Source organism: Gordonia sp. Swx-4, assembly GCF_030316175.1.
In the GTDB taxonomy this organism is placed as follows: Bacteria; Actinomycetota; Actinomycetes; order Mycobacteriales; family Mycobacteriaceae; genus Gordonia; species Gordonia alkanivorans.
Genome location: NZ_CP128197.1, coordinates 569065 through 586498, shown reverse-complemented (window position 1 = coordinate 586498; position 17434 = coordinate 569065). Strand labels below are relative to the sequence as shown.

Genomic DNA, 17434 nt, shown 5'->3' with positions numbered 1-17434 from the left:
AGCGGAATCGACCAGAATGACGAAGATGATCGAGGAATTGCAGGTCGAGGCCGAAGCTCTCCTCTCCGCGGGCGAATACGAGCATGCGCTCGCCGCATTCTCGGTCCTCCGCGAGGTCAGGGCACGACGCGAGGGACCGTACTCGACGAAGTATCTGTCCAACCTGCACGACTGCGTCCGATGCATGTCGCACCTGCAGCTGTGGACCGACGCCAACTACCTCTGCAGCGAGCTGCACGGCAAGTACGTGCGCACCCACGGCCGCGGGGAAGCCGACACCGTCGACGTCGCCAAACACTGGGCCTGGGCGCTCGTCAACCTCCACGACTACCCGACGGCCATCCGCCTCTACCTCATGACCGCCGACGCTCTCTGGGACATCGACCCCGGTCAGGCACAGCGCCTTCTCGGTGCCGCCGTGATCCACCGGCACGACACCGATCCCCTGGAGATCCTCACCCCGGGCGAGATCGACGGAGTGGGCCTGCACCACGCCGACGAGGAACGCACGGTGATCGCTCGCCTGGTGGCTCAGCTCGCCGACAACGACACCGCCTCGCGGAGTTCGGCCACCATCGACGGCCTCGCGTTCGCCTGACCCGACGAGAGTCGAGGTCAGACCACGTCGGTTCGGCGCCGCCGTCGCATGATGTAGCTGTCCGCGGCCGCTCGTCCCGCCGAGGTGAAGCCGACGGCCAGGAGACCGGCGATCAGTGCCAGCGGCCATTCGTAGCCGCTGTCGGCGTTCCAGAATCCCGCATCCCAGTGCACGAACACGATCGCGCCGATCATGTCCGCGATCAGCAGCGTGGCGACGATGGGAAGCAGCAGGCCGAGGATCAGCAGGATGCCGCCGACCAGTTCCACCCAGGTCGCGTAGTACGCGGCGAGATCGGGGTACGGCACGTCCATGCCGGCCGGACCGAAGGCCACCTTCGTGGCGTCCATCCCCTGCGTCACCAGCTTCTGCCAGCCGTGGGCGATGAAGATGATGCCGAGTATCAATCGCGCGAGAAACTGCGCGACACTGCCGAATCCGCTCATAACCCTGCTCCTCGCATCATCGGGCGGGCCCGGATCCCCGCCGCCAGGTACTCTCACAGTGTCCGCGACGACATCACCTCGTCGCGGGTGTTACGCCGAAATCGAGTCATCAAACGCAACCGCGTCGTGACCAAAGGCACCGTACCGGCGCCCGGGGGCCACGGCCATCCGACCGCCGGCGAACATGCCATACGGCAGAACGGAGTAGGAGTCGAGAGTGCCGGGAAAGTCTGGCCTGGGGTCGCGAGCAAATACCGGGCAGCCCGTCCTGGGCGCACCGTCCGATGTCCTCGATCCGTACGTGCCGGACAACGGGAATCTCGGTTTCCGGATCTCGCGCTACGACCTCGAACTCGAGTACAAGGTCGCGAGCAATCGCCTCGACGGCACCGCGGTCCTGACCGCGACGTCGTTGCGCGAGCTCAAGCGCTTCACCCTCGATCTCGCGGGCACGATGTCCGTGCAGCGGGTCTCGGTCAACGCCAAGCGCGCCCGCTTCAGCCATCGCCGCAACAAACTCACCATCACCCCCGACACCCCGGTGCCGCCCGGCGGCGCGATGACGATCACCGTCCGCTACCACGGCAGCCCCCGTCCGATTCGAGGCCCGTGGGGCGAGGTGGGCTGGGAGGAACTGACCGACGGCTCGCTGTGCGCCAACCAGCCCAACGGCGCCGCATCGTGGTTCCCGTGTGACGATCACCCGAGTGCCAAAGCGCCGTACCGGATCTCGATCACCACCGACAGTCCGTACCACGCGCTCGCCAACGGCGTGCTGGAGTCCAAGCGGGTCCGCGCCGCACAGACCACCTGGGTTTACCAGCAGGTGGAGCCGATGCCCACCTACCTGGCCTCCATCCAGATCGGCCAGTACAAGCAGATCCCGTTGGCCGACAAGCCTTTTCCGGTTACCGGGCTCATCCCGTCCCGTCTCGAGGAGAACTTCGGGATCGATTTCGGACCACAGATGGACATGATCTCGGCGTTCATCGAGATGTTCGGGCCCTATCCGTTCCCGCAGTACACCGTCGTCGTCACCGACGACGAACTCGAGATCCCCATCGAGGCACAGAGTTTCTCGACCTTCGGTGCCAATCACTGCGACGGCAGCCGCGACGCCGACCGCCTCATCGCCCATGAGCTCGCACATCAGTGGTTCGGCAACTCGGTGACCGCCGCGCGCTGGCGGGACATCTGGCTGCACGAGGGATTCGCCTGCTACGCCGAGTGGTTGTGGAGCCAGCGATCCGGTGGCCGAAGCGCCGACGAGTGGGCCCGCCACTACTACGAGAAGCTCGACGCCGCGCCGGTGAAGGTGCCGCTGGCCGATCCCACCCCGCGCAAGATGTTCGACGACTGGGTCTACAAACGCGGTGCGCTGACGCTGCACGCCCTACGTCTGCGGATCGGCGACGGCGACTTCTTTGCCCTGCTTCGCCGCTGGACCGAGAAGTACCGCTACGGGTCGGTGACCACCGAGGACTTCATGTCGCTCGCCGCCAACCACTCGTCGAAGCCGCTCAAGGACCTGTGGGACGCCTGGCTGTTCACCCCCGAGCTACCGCCGTTCCCCACTCCGTCCTGAGGCACCTCATGACGACGGACACGCCGGCACCGACGCCGGACTCCCCTTCCGGCGCGGCCGAGGGAACCGACACCGACGCGCGGTCGCTGGGACGCGTCACGATCGCGACGCTCATCGCCGCCGCGTCGGGCTATGTCGTGCTGCTCTTGGCCGCACGACATCTCGGCGCGATCGGGTACGGAGTCTTCGCGGTGTTCTGGGCGGCCTACGGCCTCGTCACCGGTGCGCAGAACGGTCAGCTGCAGGAGACGACGCGTGCCGTGCGCGCGGCCTCCGACGATGCCGTCCGGTCGCGACCGTTGCCCGTGAACGTCGGGATCGGAGTCGGCCTGGCCGCGCTCGTGGCCGCGACCTCGCCGCTGTGGAGCGGTCAGGTGTTCACCGATCAGCGTTGGCTGTCGGTGGCGTTGCTGTCGGTCGGGGTGGCGAGCTTCGCGGTGTACGCACACCTGTGCGGCGCCCTGTCCGGGATGCTGAGCTGGTCGTCGTTCGCGGTGTTGCTGTCTGTCGACGCGCTGATCCGTCTCGCCGGTGCCGTCGTCGCGGTGGCCGCCGGCTGGGGCACCACAGCATTCCTGGTCATCACCGTCATCGGTTCCGCGTCGTGGGGCCTGCTGCTGCTCGGTTCATCGGCGGCCCGCCGGGCGGTCGGGATCGGCGGGGACGTGTCGCCGCGTCGACTCACCACCAACACCCTGACCGCGATGGCCGCCGCCGCGGCGAGTGCCGTTCTCGTCATGGGCTTCCCGGTGCTGATCAACCTGACTGCCAACCTGCGCGGCACCCCCGACGCCGACGAGGCCCGGATCATCGGCGCACTCATCCTGGCGGTGACACTCACGCGTGCCCCGCTGCTGGTGCCGCTCAACAGCTTCCAGGGCGTGCTGATCTCGCGATTCGTGGACGGCCGCGATCGGCGGATCGCCGCGCTGGCCGCTCCGCTCGGCATCGTCGGCATCGTCGGCGGGGTCGGGGTCGCGGCCGCGTGGCTGGTCGGGCCCTGGCTGCTCCGGTCGGTCTTCGGCGCCGACTTCGACCTCGACGGCTACGTCGTCGCACTCCTCACCGCAGGTGCCACGTGCCTGGCCCTGCTGACCGTCACCGGTGCCGCCGCGATCGCCGCCGGCGCGCACCGCTGGTATGCGGCCGGGTGGTGGGTCGCGACCGTGGTCGCGGTCGGGATGCTGCTGATCCCGGCCGACGTCGAGGTCCGGACCTGCGTCGCCCTCGTCGTCGGACCACTCGTGGGCCTCGGCGTGCACATGGTCGGGGTGCTGCGGCGGCCTAGTGCCCCTGTCGCCGGGTGAGCCCCGTCGAAACCTTGCCGACCTGCGCACCAACCCGCGCCTGCAGGTGGTTCATCCTCGAGGTCACATGCAGCCGGGCCGCCCGCGCCGCCTTGGGCCAGCCGCGTTCCGCGCACCGCTGCGCCTCCTCCGCGAAGAAGCGGTTCTCCTCGTCGAAGCGCCGTCCGTCGACGGCCTGCACCGAACTCACTGACGCGCTGTGGCGGCGGTAGGAGAACACGACCTCGGGGTCGTAGACCAGTGAGCCGTCGGCGGCGGCAAGGTCGACGAGGAGCGCAAGGTCGAGGACGATCTCCAGTCCCGGCCGGAAACCCACCTCACGCACCGCGGCGGTCCGCCACAGCAACGACGGGAAGTACGTCCAGTTGCCGTGGTAGAGGCTGGTCGCGAGGCGTTCACCGGACAGCACGGTCGCCCGGGAGGGCGCCAGCACGTTCTTCATCCGGTCCCCCAGCGGACGCACCGCACGGCCGTTCTCGTCGATGACGTCGACTCCGGGCGCGATGACCGACGCGTCCGGGTGGTGCCCGGCCAGGGTGCGGACCGTCGCCAGGTAGTCGGCGTGCATCACGTCGTCGCAGCCCATGACGACGAACCAGTCGGCGGTCACGAGGTCGACGCAGCGCCGGAAGTTGCCGTTGACGCCGAGGTTGGTGTGGTTGCGCACGTAGCGGACGCGGGCGTCGTTCAGCGAGGCGAGCCATTCGCGGGGCGTGGGGTCGGGATAGCAGTCGTCGACCACCACGAGCCGCAGATCCGGGTCACCCTGGTCGAGGACGCTGGTCACCGCCTCGCGGAACTGCGCGACGTCGCCGTAGAAGGGCATCATCACGTCGATCGGCACCCGACAAGACTAGCCGGGCCGTGCCGGGCGATGAGTACCGCGACCGGCCGGGTTAGGGTTGTTCACCATGGCCGACCCCATCACCAATGCCGACGTCTGGCTGGTGGTACCCGTCTTCAATGAGGGACAGGTGATCCGGGGGGTCGCCGCCAAGGCGCGCGAGACATTTCCCAACATCGTCTGCGTCGACGACGGCTCGTCGGACAACTCGGCCGAGGAGATCAGGGCCGCCGGCGTCCATCTCGTGCGGCACCCGGTGAACCTCGGGCAGGGCGCCGCCATCCAGACCGGCGTCGAGTACGCCCGCAAGCAGCCCGGCGCGCGCTTCTTCGTCACCTTCGACGCCGATGGCCAGCATCAGGTCGACGACGTGTCGGCGATGGTCGCCCGCCTGCGAACCGAACCGGTCGACATCATCGTCGGCACCCGCTTCGCCGAGGGCCGCAGCGAGTCCGTCCCGGTGTTGCGTCGAATGGCCCTGCGCACCATCGTCTTCCTCAGCCCGCGCACGCGGCGGCTCGGATTGTCCGATGCGCACAACGGACTTCGTGTCTTCAACAAAAAGGTCGCCGACGACCTCGACCTCCTCATGAGCGGGATGAGTCACGCATCGGAGTTCATCGCGCTGATCGACCACCACAAGTGGCGGGTCGCCGAGCAACCGGTCACGATCCTCTACACCGAATACTCACGCGCGAAGGGACAATCGCTGATCAACGGCGTCAACATCGTCGCCGACGGCCTGTTCCACACCCGGATGAGGAAGTGAACAACGCATGATCTGGTTCCAGATCCTCGCGATCATCGGCCTGCTCGCGCTCGTCGGCTTCTTTGTCGTCAACCGCGGCACCGCCCGGTCGTCGGCCGGTGTGAAGATCCTGTTCGTCGCCTTCGTCGGCTTCGGCCTCTACGCGATGCTGCGCCAGGACGACGTCACCTGGGTCGCGAACAAGATCGGAATCCAACGCGGCCTCGACCTCGTGCTGTTCCTACTGGTCATCGCGTTCGCGTTCACCACGGTGTCCACATACCTGCGGTTCCGCGACCTCGAGGTCAAGTACGCCCGCCTCGCCCGCGCCATCGCGTTGCAGAATGCCGAGAAGCCGCACCGACCGGGAGAGACCGACGGCGTTCAGGACTGAGGGCTCGTATAGTGCGGCGCCTCGGCTCTCGACCACGGCTCTCGACCACGGCGAGCGGTCCCCACTCCGACGCACCTGTCCGAAGTGGGAACCGCCTCACCCGTGAGAGGGAACCTTGATCAGCCCAAGCTGAACGGCTTGCCCCACAGGACGGTCTCGCTCTTGAGCCCGCCCGCCGTGACCTGGATGGACATCCGCGCCCGCGCCTGGGCGTACCCGGCGCATCCGTTGACCCGCAACGGTTCCTGGCTGTAGGCGACGGATGCGCTCGTGCCGGCGAACTTGTACCCGTTGATCCGGTACAGCTCGTTGTCGGCATCGACCAGCGAATTGGTCTGGTTGATGATCGGCACATACGCCGCCTGACCGGGTCCCAGGGACAGCGTGGAACCGGCGCCGGCCGACGCCATGCCGGACTGGTTCGCCGTCGAATTGCCCGAGAATCCGACACCCGCCAGATTGACCTGGCAGCCCACCACGTAGCCGCCCTTGATGATGCCACCGGTCGCCTTGCCCGTCAGGGACACGCGCACCTTGCCACTGACCCAGACCTCGCGGCTGGTCGGCACCGCGGCCACACCCGATCGCTGGTAGGAGACCCGCTCCTCGGCCAGCTTCGCGGTCATCGACGTGCCGCCGCCGAGGTCTTCGTATGCCGAACCGCCCGGCAGTGGTCCCGCGACGGCCGAACCCGCCCCCAGGGCAGAACCTGCCCCGGCTACGACGGCCAGGGCGACTACTCCGCGAACGGCCAGACTCTTGTTATTCATCCGCTGTGTTCTTCTCTCTCGCTGGGTAATTCGGCTCAGTTGAGGCTGAACGGCTTGCCGTAGAGGGTCGACTGCACGTAGGCACCCTCGCCGCCGATGTTGTTCGCCGTGGTGCCTGCATCGACGGCGTATCCCTCGACTGCCTCCACCTTCGCGAAGGAACGGGCCTGCGCGAATCCACCACAACCCTGCACTTCGACCTCCAGCCCGGAATACTGATACCGAGCCAGTCCGTCGACGATGGGTTGCACGGACAACTGGACGGCCTTGATCTCGCCCGGCGCCAGCGGGAACGAGATACTGCCAGAGACCGTCGGGGCCGCGGACAGCGTCCCGGACACCCCGGCGGTCAGGTTGCCGACCGAGACCTGGCAGCCGACGAGGTACCCGACCCTCAGCCGGCCCTCCCCCTTCGACACCCGCGTCGTGACCTCGCCCGATAGCACCGCTGAACGCCCGATGCCGTTGGCGGCCATCGACGTCGCGGGCATCGCGGTTTCGCCCGTACGCCAGGTCTGCACCGTCACGGCACCCTCGGACACCTTCTTGTACCCGTTCGGCAGCGGAGCCGCCGAAGCCGGTGAGGTTCCCGATGCCAGCAGCACCAACGCCGCCGCCGCTACCGCCATACCTACTTGTTTCACTCCTAGAACCCTTCTTCGCAGGACATTTGTTCGGACATCACCGGGCACGGACGCACGCCGAAGAGACCGACGGCCCACAAGCCACGGTTGTCGAACGCACGCAGCAGCCCGACTTCTCGTCGAGGCCGACGTGTTCAGTGATGAAGTCGCTACCCGGACAGCATCTTTCGACCTCACTTGCACGGATCGGAGAACTCGCCGCACGCACCTCCACGCGATGCTCTGGACGGCCGACTCAGGTGCGTGGCGAGTCCGGCTTCGGCCGGCACCGCACGCGCGAGCGCGCACTGCCTTTCGTGATGCCGTTCATTTGTACGGACAATGTATAGCCCAGAGACCCAGATCTCCACAAGGGTCGTCCAGTGACGCATCCCACCTTCTACCACCAGGCACGGCGATCGGCCCGCGCGTACGATCATCAAAAGGCGAGGTCGCCGGGATGCCACCGATGCCGGCAGGCTACTGGGAGACAGACAGGAAATGTTGTCTCACTGGGCTTTCGTACCATCGTCGGGCGTGCTCGGCGGTTTGCACGGCGACGAACTCGGACGCCGACGCGACCCATTTGGCGTGCGTGCACGAGAACGCTCAACCCGTCCACTGCGGCGCCGCTGGTCCTCATCCAAGTCCGGACATTGCGGGAGACGCACGTCCGAAACCAGCGCCACACACCCCAACGGGGACGACTTCTGATAGGACGGTACGCAGTCGACCGACGCTCTACATCAAGGAACTCCGTGACCGAATCCGAGAACTCAGACAGCGAGCCGAACAGTCCACGCGACAGGCGCGGCGGCCCGCTCCATCGCGAGCTCTCGCGAACGCTTCGGGCAGAGATCGCGGCAGGCGAATACGACATCGGCAGCAAGTTCCCGACCGAGATGGAACTGTGCGCCCGATTCGGCGTCTCGCGCCACACGGTCCGTGCCGCGATGGCAGATCTGCGACAGAGCGGACTGATCTCCCGCCAGCGGGGCGTCGGAACCACGGTGCTGTCGTACGTCTCGCAGGCACGCTACATCCTGCGGGCATCGGACGAGGACAATGCTGTGCGGCAGTACACCGAGAGCACCCGGTTCGAATTGATCGATGAGCCGGGACCGGCCGCGGTGTTCGACAGTCGTCGTCTCCTCCTCGGCGACGCGCGCGACTGGCTCAAGTGGACGGGGCTGAGACGAACCGTCGACAATCCCCTGCCCATGGGTTTCAACACCTACTACATTCCCACCAAATACGCCGTCGCGGTCCGAGACCGTGTTGCAGATGCGCAAACTGCCGTGTTCCCTCGCATCACCCGCCAGTTCGGCTTGACCCTGCAGAGTCTGGAACAGTCCATCGCGGTCACCCTGTTGGACGACCATGAAGCCGAGCATCTTCGGGCGGCAGCCGGCAGCCCGGCACTCGCGATAACGCGGCGATTCATCACCGAGGACGGGCTCATCGGGGTCTTCGAGGGAATTCACCCCGCCGACCGTTACGCCACGACCATGCGTTTCGATGTCGAGATCAGTGAGTGACCGAGCGGCATACGGCGGCTGACGACACGCGTCAGGTCACTACAGCTGATCGCCGGCGAGCCCCCGCAGGAATGCGGTTACGTCGTCGCGATCCGGAAGCAGCCCCGACTCGCGTGCCTCGGTGAGACCCGGTGCGGCAGTGTCCTTCTCGGACAGTTCGTACTCCAGCGGCGACCCGTCGCGGGCGTGCGTCGGCCACTCGATGCCGAGTTCGGGGTCGAGCGGATTGATGCCGTGTTCACCGGACGGGTTGTACCCGGTGGAGCAGAGGTAGGTGACGGTCGAGTTGTCGGCCAGCGCGCAGAACGCATGTCCGAGCCCCTCCGACAGATAAACAGCACGGCGGTCGACGTCGTCGAGCAGGACGGTGTCGTAGGTGCCGAAGGTCGGGGACCCCACGCGGATGTCGACGATGACGTCGAGGATGGCGCCCGACGCACAGGTGACGTACTTCGCCTGTCCGGGAGGCACATCGGCGAAGTGCACACCGCGCAGCACACCCGCCGCCGACACCGACAGGTTGACCTGGGCAAGGTCGAAGCGATGGCCGATCACCTCGGCGAGCAGGTCCCCTTTGAAGGCCTCGGCGAACAGGCCGCGTGCGTCACCGTGCTGGACCGGCGTGAGTTCCCACGCGCCGTCGATCGTGAGCGGTCGCACCTTCATGGATAAGCCTTTCGCGTCGGATGTGTACTCAAAACCCCTTGCCTCGCTGGAGGATTTCGAGCAGGTAGTCACCGTAGCCGGACTTGCGCAGCTTCTCCGCGCGGGACCGGAGCCCGTCGTCGTCGAGAAAGCCCCGACGCCACGCGATCTCTTCCGGCACAGCGATCTTGAGACCCTGGCGTTGTTCGACGGTACGCACGAAGTTACCGGCGTCGAGAAGGCTGTCGAAGGTTCCGGTGTCGAGCCAGGCGGTGCCACGCGGCAGGACCGTCACCGACAGTTTGCCGCGTTCGAGATAGTGGGCGTTGATGTCGGTGATCTCGTACTCACCGCGGGCGCTGGGCTCGAGACCTCGGGCGATCTCGACCACGTCGTTGTCGTAGAAGTACAGACCGGGCACGGCGAAGCTCGACTTCGGTTGTGCCGGCTTCTCTTCCAGCGAGATCGCGGTACCGTTCGCGTCGAAGTCGACCACCCCATAGGCCTCTGGATTGGACACCCAGTAGGCGAAGACCGCACCGCCGTCGACGTTCTCGAAGCCCTGCAACTGACTGCCGAGACCGGGACCGTAGAAAATGTTGTCGCCCAGCACGAGTGCCACCGACTCGTCGCCGATGTGGTCGGCGCCGAGCGTGAAGGCCTGCGCGAGTCCGTCGGGTGAGGGTTGGGTCTTGTAGGTGAGGTTGATGCCGAACTGGTCACCGTTGCCGAGCAACCCCTGGAAGGCCGGCGCGTCGTGCGGAGTGGTGATGATGAGGATGTCGCGGATACCGGCGAGCATCAGCGTCGAGAGCGGGTAATAGATCATCGGCTTGTCGTAGACCGGGACGAGCTGCTTGCTCACACCCTGCGTGATCGGGTGCAGGCGCGTGCCCGTACCACCGGCCAGAATGATCCCTCGCATGCGCTTCAGCCTAGTGCCCGACGATCCGGCTCACCGAGTGCACACCCGGCGCCTCGGTAGAGTGACGTCCACGAATACCTCTGGCGGAAGGAACGACGTGCGTGTTCTCGTGACCGGTGGTGCCGGTTTCATCGGCGCCAACTTCGTGCTGCGCACCCTGGCCACCCGCCCCGACGTCTCAATTCGGGTCCTGGACAAACTCACCTACGCCGCCAACCCCGAAACCCTCGCCCCGGTCGCCGACCGCGTCGAACTGATCGAAGGCGACATCGCCGACGCCGCCCTGGTCCACAGGTTGGTGAGCGAGGCCGATCTGGTGGTGCACTTCGCCGCCGAATCCCACAACGACAACTCCCTGGCCGACCCCTCGGCCTTCGTACACACCAACCTGGTGGGCACCTACACGCTGCTCGAAGCCGTGCGCGCCCATCAGGTGCGCTACCACCACATCAGCACCGACGAGGTCTACGGCGACCTCGACCTCGACGACCCGGCCCGCTTCACCGAGCACACGGCCTACAACCCGTCGAGCCCGTATTCCTCGACCAAAGCCGGTTCCGACCTTCTCGTTCGGGCGTGGGTGCGGTCCTTCGGCGTCGCCGCGACCATCTCCAACTGCTCGAACAACTACGGCCCGTATCAGCACATCGAGAAGTTCATCCCCCGCCAGATCACCAACGTCCTCTCCGGTGAGCGCCCCAAGCTCTACGGCGACGGCCGCAACGTCCGCGACTGGATCCACGTCGACGACCACAACGACGCGGTGTGGACCATCATCGACCAGGGCCGGATCGGCGAGACCTACTTGATCGGCGCCGACGGCGAGGTCGACAACCGCACCGTCGTCGAAACCATCCTCGAACTCCTCGACCAACCCACCGACGCGTTCGACTTCGTCACCGACCGCCCCGGCCACGACCGCCGCTACGCCATCGACTCCACCCGCCTACGCACCGAACTCGGCTGGCAACCCAACTACAACGACTTCCGCGCCGGCCTGGCCGCCACCATCGACTGGTACCGCGACAACACCGACTGGTGGCAGCCCGCCAAGGACGCCGTCGAACAGAAATACGCCGCCACCGAGCGGGTGACGGGCTGACCGCTGCCGGTCGTTTGGCGTTCTCCCAGGTCCGCCGCCTACGGTGGTTTCATGCGCGTACTCGTCAGCGGCGGCGCGGGCTACATCGGCTCGCACACCGTGATCCAGCTGGTCTCCGCCGGTCATGACGTCGTCATCGTCGACGACTTCAGCAACGCCAAGCCCACCGTGGTCGGTCGGCTCGAGGCGTTGAGCGGTCGTTCCATCCCGGTGCACGCCTTCGACCTCGCGGACGTGGACAAGACCGAACACTTCTTCGCTCACGAGGACGTCGACGCGGTCATCCATTTCGCCGGGTACAAGGCGGTCGGCGAATCGGTGGCCAAGCCGCTGGACTACTACCAGAACAACCTCGGCACCACGTTCTCGCTGTTGCGGGCGATGGAACGCCACGACGTCCACACGCTGGTGTTCTCGTCGTCGGCGACCGTCTACGGTGCGGACCCCGAGCTACCGATGACCGAGGACCTCCCGACGTCGGCCACCAATCCGTACGGCTGGACGAAGGTGATGATCGAGCAAGTGCTGCGCGACGTCGCCGCCAGTTCCGACGCCTGGCGGATCGCCGCGCTGCGCTACTTCAACCCGGTGGGCGCGCACCCGAGCGGTCAGATCGGCGAAGACCCGTCGGGCATCCCGAACAATCTGATGCCGTTCGTCGCGCAGGTCGCGGTGGGCCGGCGCGAGAAGCTGTCGGTCTTCGGCGACGACTACGACACCCCTGACGGCACCGGCGTCCGCGACTACATCCACGTCGACGACCTCGCCGCCGGACACGTCGCCGCTCTGGACCGGATCAGCACCGGCGACACCGGCATGTCGACGTGGAACCTCGGTACCGGGCAGGGTGTCTCGGTCCTCGAGGTCGTCCACGCCTTCGAGAAGGCCAGCGGCAAGCCGATCCCGTACGAGATCGCACCCCGCCGACCCGGTGACATCGCCGCGTCGTATGCCGATCCCACCCGGGCGAACGCCGATCTGAACTGGCACGCCACCAAGACAATCGACGACATGTGCGTCGACACGTGGCGATGGCAGTCCGAGAACCCGACGGGCTACCCCGACGCCTGAACCGTCACCGAGCCGCGTACGAATCGTCGGGATCGATGATCTCGTCGGTGGCCCACCCGATGTAGCGCCGGGCCGACGTCTCGACGACCTCGCGTGCGTCCTTGTCCACGACGACGCCGAATGCGTCGTACAGCCGGTCGAACGGCAGGGCCGTGACCCGGTCGACGATCTGACGAATGAGCCTGGGCGACAACGGGATCATGTTCGGATAGCTGCGCATGAACGTCACCATTCCCGGCTGCATGACACCTTTGACGGTGTCGCCGGTCAGCAGCGCTCCCCGACCGTCGGCGGCGTCCGGTAGGTGCAGCACAGCGCTGCCGGGAAAATGTCCGCCGCACTGGATGAGTCGCACTCCGCCGAGAACCTCGGCTTCGCCGGACCAGAACTCGACCACGGGGTCCGGCCGGGTCAGCCATCGACGATCGAGATCGTTGTAGAAGACCGGGACCCCGCCGAACCGATGACTGAGCGAGACACTCGCGCCGTAGAGGTGCGGGTGGCTGGCGGCGATGGCCTCGACACCGCCGTGCTCTTCCAGCCAGCCGACGAGGGACGGACCGATGAACCCCGGCGGCTCCCAGAGGATATTGCCGTTCAGGGTGGCCACCAGGAATCCTCGTTGCCCGATGCCGACCGCCGGTCGCAGCGACAGCCGGATGAGACCCGGCTCCTCTTCGGCAACATCGAGCGCGTTGTCGGCGTTCTCGTCAAGCCGGGTCCACTGCTGCCCGCTCGTCGGGATCCATTGCCGGTCGTCGTCACAGATCGGGCAGACCTCGGGTAGGTCGGCGTCGGGAGCGAACTCGTTTGCGCAGAAAACGCACATCCACGGCTGCATGGTTCGACGCTAACGCGGGCCCGGTCAACAGGTCAGTGGTTCCGCACAGATTCGGACGGCGAACCGACGAGATGTGGACAATACCAGGCGACACCGACAAAACCCTTGCGACGTATTTCTGGCGACAATCGTTGCAGCACTGGCTAATCGGGTGTACTGTCGAACATATATTCGCACGATGTTTCCGGGGGGGGGTGACCGTCTTGACCGAGATCTCTCAGGCTGATGGTCCCACTTCGCGCGCAGAAGAACTTCTGAGTGAACTGCACCGGATCACCACCGAGCTGCAGACTGTTGATCTGACACAGTGTTCGGATGCCGAGCTCGTCGACGTCGCTGCCGAGACCGAACGGGCAATCGCCCGAATGACTTTCGCCGGCGACCGGCAAATCGTCGAGATCGCCGACCGCGACCTACCCCACAAGACCGGCCACCGCAGCATCACCCAGTTCATGACCCACCGCCTACGCATGGCCGACCCCATGCGCCGCACCAAACAACGCCACGCGACCGCCACCCACCTCAGCCCGACCGGTGAACCACTCGAACCCGAACGCCCTGCTCTGGCAGAGGCATTGGCCGACGGCAAGGTCAGCACCTCCCACGTCCGGGCAGTACTCGATGTACTCGACCAGATCCCGCACGCCACCGACCACGACGTCAAAGTCGCCGCCGAACGACAGATGGCCGAGATCGCCGTTGACCACACCCCCGCCGACATCACCGCCCTCGGCTCGCGGCTACTGGCCCACCTCGACCCCGACGGCACACTCACCGACGACACCGACCGCAAACGTCGCCGGAATCTGTACGTGAACCGGCAACGCGCCGACGGCACCGCCAAACTCACCGCCACCCTCACCCCTGAACTCCTTGCCCGGGTCACCATGCTGCTCGCCGTCTGGGCGAAACCCGGCATGAACAACCCCGACGACCCCGACTCCCCGCGGGGGTCGATCGAGGACGCCGACCCCGACGCCGTTGCCGCTGCTGCCGAACGTGATGACCGCACCCCGGCCCAGCTCAACCACGACGCCTTCAACGCCCTCCTGAAAGCGGTGTTGGAGGACGGCATGCTCGGCAAAAGCCACCGCGGGTTGCCGATGCAGATGATCTTCAAAGCCGACCTCAACGATCTACTCCGCGAAGCCGGGTTCGCCACCACCGCCACCGGCACCCTCATCCCGATCGACGATGTCATCCGCATGGCCGCCGACGCCCAACCCTGGCTGGCCGTGTTCAAAGACGCCACCGCCGTCCCGCTCTACTTCGGCCGCGGCAAACGCCTCGCCACCCGCGAACAACGCCTCGTCTCCTTCGCCCGACCCGACGGCGAAAACTGCTCCACACCCGACTGCGACCAATCCGCCGCACACGTGGAAATGCATCACGCCCAACTCGATTGGGGACTCGGCGGACTCACCGACATCACCGACCTCACCCCCGCCTGCCCGAAACACAACCGAATGGTCGGCGACCAACCCGGCCAATACACCACCCGCATGGTCCGCGAAGGACCCGACGAAGGCCGCTGCGCCTGGCGACTCAACACCCAACCCGGCGCCCCACCCAACCCCGAACGCATCAACCGGCGACCCGACATACCCCGCCGATTCGCCGAACACCTACAACACGTGCGCACCGAAATCCACGGACCTGACAAGGCGTCCGGCGATACCCCACGCCTCCACCTGCGTGAAGTCATCGACCTCCGTCACGCCACACCCGTCGAACTCGTAGTCGCCTCAGCACTTCTCAACCACGCGTACGGGCACTCAGGATAGGAGCACTCCTCACAGCTCAGGGAGCGGGGACCGGAACCGGCGGAGCCTCCACTGGCGGCACGCCTTCAGCCGGTGCACCCTCGACAGGCGGTGGCGGCGGGTAGACCAGGTCGTTGACGCGGTAGACGACGGCCTCGCCCTGGCGGAACACCTCTGTCAGTCCAGGAGCGCCGTTCTCGCGCAGCTCCAGGAACGGGTCGCCCTGGTGGCCGTTCGCCGGATCGGGTCGGCCGCGCTGGAACTCCCAGTAACTCGTCGGGGAGTCGATCACATAGTGCACGTTCATGTCCCGGACGATCTGGTCGATCGCGGGGTCGGCGCCGATCTTCGCGACACCCCAGAAAAGGTCGCGTTGCCGCTCGGAGAACTCGTTGGCCCGATAGAACGGGAACATCGGGGTGACGCCGGTGACCGGGTACAGCCAGCCGGTGCCCTGGTCGAGGTTGTTGAGGACGAGCACGTCTCGGGCGTCGGGCTGCGAGGCGAGCCACGCGTAGGCGGCGAGGTCGTCGGGGCCGACGTACTTGCCGCCGCGTTCCTTCGAGGCGATCTGCGCATTCGGCGGGTAGCGGACCACCGCGGCACCGGCGATCAATGCGAGTAGCACCACGTATGTCGACGCGACCAGCCAACCCGCGCGAGCGTTGCCCTTGACGGACGTCTCGTCGGATTGCCCGAATCGCCGTCCGATGACGCCGATGAGCGCGATCACCGCGACGCCGATCGCGACACCCGCGGCCGCGGCCGAGAAGATGGCGACGACGAAGGTGAGGCGGTGCGGCGAGTTGTAGAAGTAGCCGCCGATGGCGCCGAGCGGGTACGACAGCAGACCGAGCGAGACCACCGAGTTGGTCGTCACGAGCGCGAAGACCAGCCAGACGGCGAGTCCCGCCCAGCATCGCAGCCAGGCCAGCACCCCGAGGCCGAGGACGGTCACGATGATCAGCGGCCAGATCGGGAAGTGGTTGAGCTCCAGCGGGATCGTGCCGTTGAACGCGCCCTGCGCCAGGCCGCGCAGCACTCCGATCCCTTCTTCCCGGAAGTCGAAGAACGGGAGTTCGTTGGTGTCGGCGACGCGGATCGTGCCGATCACCACGGGGGAGATCAAGATCATCGTGAGGACGGCGGTGACAGCCAGGGTCGCGAGATCTGCCAAACGACTCGTCGCCGGACGCCACAGACCCTCACACAGCCACCACAGGCCGACGATGACGCCGACGAGAATCAGACCGGACGGATGCGTTGCGGTCACGCCGGCCACGGCCAGGGCCGCAGGTGCCACTCGCGACCGGTCTCGGACGACGCTCAGAACCAGGACCGCTGCTACCGGAGCCAGACTCACGCCGACGGCATTGGGCACCGAGGTCAGCTGCACCTCGACGTACGGCAGCGACGGGAACAGCGCGGCGACGGCGGCGGCCGTGCCGGCGATCAACGCAGAGTTGTCGACGCCGTAGCGGTGCCGGGCGAACCAGTAGGCCAACGACGCCACACCCAGCGGGACCGTGACGGCCAGCACCGCAGGCGAATACGTGTTGTACAGCTCGACCGGGTTCGCGCCGGTCAGCGGGAACAGCAAGGCACCCAGCGCATGCCACGTGTTCGGGTAGTAGTTGAACCCCTGGGTGTCGTAGTTCATCAGCTCGCCCATGCGCATGGCCGAACCGATCCCGGTCTCGTCGATCCATCGCAGAGAACTGGCGTGCCACAACGAGTCCCACACCTGCGAGATGTTGTTCAGTCCCGCGAAGGCGGTCTTGGCCACCGGTCGGATGCAGGTGATCGCGATGATGAGTCCACCGAGCCCGAGGCCTGCAGCCGCACGCAGGATCGCGGTGCGGCCGACGCGAGGTTCGCCGGTGTCAGTGGGTACCGGCGCGAGACGACGTCCGATCCCCGTGCCGAGCAGCCGTGAGTACAGCCAGGCGCCGGCAAGGGCCAGGACCAAGCCGACAAGCGCCGAGACCGCGTTCCATTCGAAGCCGACCGCCGAGTACAGGACGGTGAGGATGGAGACCAGGGCGAACGTGATGGCCGGTCCGGCCGCGAACGCCACCGGCCAGGGCAGGTTCATCCGCCGACCCACGAAGGCGCCCGGCAGGATCAGCACCAGCGCGGACACGATCACGACCCACGCAGCCAGCACCATCACCCCGCGCCTTTCCACACTCGCTTGTCACACCCACGGTGAGACCCGGTTTCCACTCCCTTCC

The 17434-nt window shown here is 66.6% G+C and carries 17 protein-coding genes; 9 read left to right on the top strand and 8 right to left on the bottom strand.

From position 1 onward, the window contains the following. Nucleotides 1-25: 25 nt before the first annotated feature. On the top strand, nucleotides 26-598 hold the full coding sequence (locus PWF70_RS02675) for a hypothetical protein (RefSeq protein WP_035755297.1): 573 nt from the start codon (nucleotides 26-28) through the stop codon (nucleotides 596-598). Between the two features lie 17 nt (nucleotides 599-615). Here the strand turns inward: PWF70_RS02675 and PWF70_RS02670 are convergent, their stop codons facing one another. After that, complete coding sequence (locus tag PWF70_RS02670) at nucleotides 616-1044, bottom strand: DoxX family protein (protein WP_006356906.1); 429 nt, start codon at nucleotides 1042-1044, stop codon at nucleotides 616-618. A 217-nt stretch (nucleotides 1045-1261) separates the two neighbouring features. Between PWF70_RS02670 and PWF70_RS02665 the strand changes: the two genes are divergently transcribed. Both PWF70_RS02665 and PWF70_RS02660 read left to right on the top strand, forming a co-directional pair. Next, the gene (locus tag PWF70_RS02665) at nucleotides 1262-2629 is read left to right on the top strand and encodes a M1 family metallopeptidase (RefSeq protein WP_035755263.1); all 1368 of its coding nucleotides are present in this window, start codon (nucleotides 1262-1264) and stop codon (nucleotides 2627-2629) included. Between the two features lie 8 nt (nucleotides 2630-2637). Beyond that, a complete protein-coding gene (locus PWF70_RS02660) occupies nucleotides 2638-3936 on the top strand; it encodes a polysaccharide biosynthesis protein (protein WP_035755265.1) in 1299 nt (432 codons plus the stop codon). Here PWF70_RS02660 and PWF70_RS02655 read toward each other — a convergent pair. Further along, nucleotides 3914-4780 (bottom strand): glycosyltransferase family 2 protein, encoded by an 867-nt coding sequence (locus tag PWF70_RS02655; protein WP_035755267.1) that lies wholly within the window; start codon nucleotides 4778-4780, stop codon nucleotides 3914-3916. The two genes, PWF70_RS02660 and PWF70_RS02655, sit on opposite strands and share 23 nt — an antisense overlap. 67 nt (nucleotides 4781-4847) lie before the next feature. On the opposite strand from PWF70_RS02655, the gene ppgS reads away from it, so the two are divergent. Both ppgS and PWF70_RS02645 read left to right on the top strand, forming a co-directional pair. Continuing rightward, nucleotides 4848-5549, top strand: a complete 702-nt coding sequence (gene ppgS / locus PWF70_RS02650; RefSeq protein WP_006356915.1) for a polyprenyl-phospho-N-acetylgalactosaminyl synthase PpgS — start codon at nucleotides 4848-4850, stop codon at nucleotides 5547-5549. A gap of 7 nt (nucleotides 5550-5556) precedes the next feature. Beyond that, the gene (locus tag PWF70_RS02645) at nucleotides 5557-5922 is read left to right on the top strand and encodes a DUF2304 domain-containing protein (protein ID WP_006356916.1); all 366 of its coding nucleotides are present in this window, start codon (nucleotides 5557-5559) and stop codon (nucleotides 5920-5922) included. A gap of 119 nt (nucleotides 5923-6041) precedes the next feature. Here PWF70_RS02645 and PWF70_RS02640 read toward each other — a convergent pair whose 3' ends face one another. After that, entirely contained in the window at nucleotides 6042-6692 is a 651-nt protein-coding gene (locus PWF70_RS02640; protein ID WP_006356917.1) for an MspA family porin, read from the bottom strand. 35 nt (nucleotides 6693-6727) lie between these two features. Continuing rightward, nucleotides 6728-7336, bottom strand: coding sequence for an MspA family porin (locus tag PWF70_RS02635; RefSeq protein ID WP_308218274.1), 609 nt, complete (start codon nucleotides 7334-7336; stop codon nucleotides 6728-6730). Nucleotides 7337-8073: 737 nt separating this feature from the next. Between PWF70_RS02635 and PWF70_RS02630 the strand changes: the two genes are divergently transcribed. Continuing rightward, entirely contained in the window at nucleotides 8074-8853 is a 780-nt protein-coding gene (locus tag PWF70_RS02630; protein WP_006356919.1) for a GntR family transcriptional regulator, read from the top strand. Between the two features lie 39 nt (nucleotides 8854-8892). Here PWF70_RS02630 and PWF70_RS02625 read toward each other — a convergent pair whose 3' ends face one another. Further along, nucleotides 8893-9519, bottom strand: a complete 627-nt coding sequence (locus tag PWF70_RS02625; protein ID WP_035755269.1) for a dTDP-4-dehydrorhamnose 3,5-epimerase family protein — start codon at nucleotides 9517-9519, stop codon at nucleotides 8893-8895. A gap of 28 nt (nucleotides 9520-9547) precedes the next feature. Further along, nucleotides 9548-10423 carry a glucose-1-phosphate thymidylyltransferase RfbA gene (rfbA, locus tag PWF70_RS02620; RefSeq protein ID WP_035755271.1) on the bottom strand — a complete coding sequence of 292 codons (876 nt, stop codon included), beginning with the start codon at nucleotides 10421-10423 and terminating at the stop codon, nucleotides 9548-9550. Nucleotides 10424-10520: 97 nt separating this feature from the next. On the opposite strand from rfbA, the gene rfbB reads away from it, so the two are divergent. Beyond that, complete coding sequence (gene rfbB, locus PWF70_RS02615) at nucleotides 10521-11525, top strand: dTDP-glucose 4,6-dehydratase (protein WP_035755273.1); 1005 nt, start codon at nucleotides 10521-10523, stop codon at nucleotides 11523-11525. Between the two features lie 51 nt (nucleotides 11526-11576). After that, nucleotides 11577-12596 carry a UDP-glucose 4-epimerase GalE gene (gene galE / locus PWF70_RS02610; protein ID WP_035755276.1) on the top strand — a complete coding sequence of 340 codons (1020 nt, stop codon included), beginning with the start codon at nucleotides 11577-11579 and terminating at the stop codon, nucleotides 12594-12596. 4 nt (nucleotides 12597-12600) lie between these two features. Here galE and PWF70_RS02605 read toward each other — a convergent pair whose 3' ends face one another. Then, entirely contained in the window at nucleotides 12601-13437 is an 837-nt protein-coding gene (locus tag PWF70_RS02605; RefSeq protein ID WP_286352825.1) for an MBL fold metallo-hydrolase, read from the bottom strand. A 194-nt stretch (nucleotides 13438-13631) separates the two neighbouring features. Between PWF70_RS02605 and PWF70_RS02600 the strand changes: the two genes are divergently transcribed. After that, nucleotides 13632-15221 carry a DUF222 domain-containing protein gene (locus PWF70_RS02600; RefSeq protein WP_286352824.1) on the top strand — a complete coding sequence of 530 codons (1590 nt, stop codon included), beginning with the start codon at nucleotides 13632-13634 and terminating at the stop codon, nucleotides 15219-15221. A gap of 16 nt (nucleotides 15222-15237) precedes the next feature. On the opposite strand, the gene PWF70_RS02595 is transcribed toward PWF70_RS02600, so the two are convergent. Beyond that, nucleotides 15238-17370 (bottom strand): DUF6541 family protein, encoded by a 2133-nt coding sequence (locus tag PWF70_RS02595; RefSeq protein WP_035755281.1) that lies wholly within the window; start codon nucleotides 17368-17370, stop codon nucleotides 15238-15240. Nucleotides 17371-17434 lie beyond the last annotated feature (64 nt).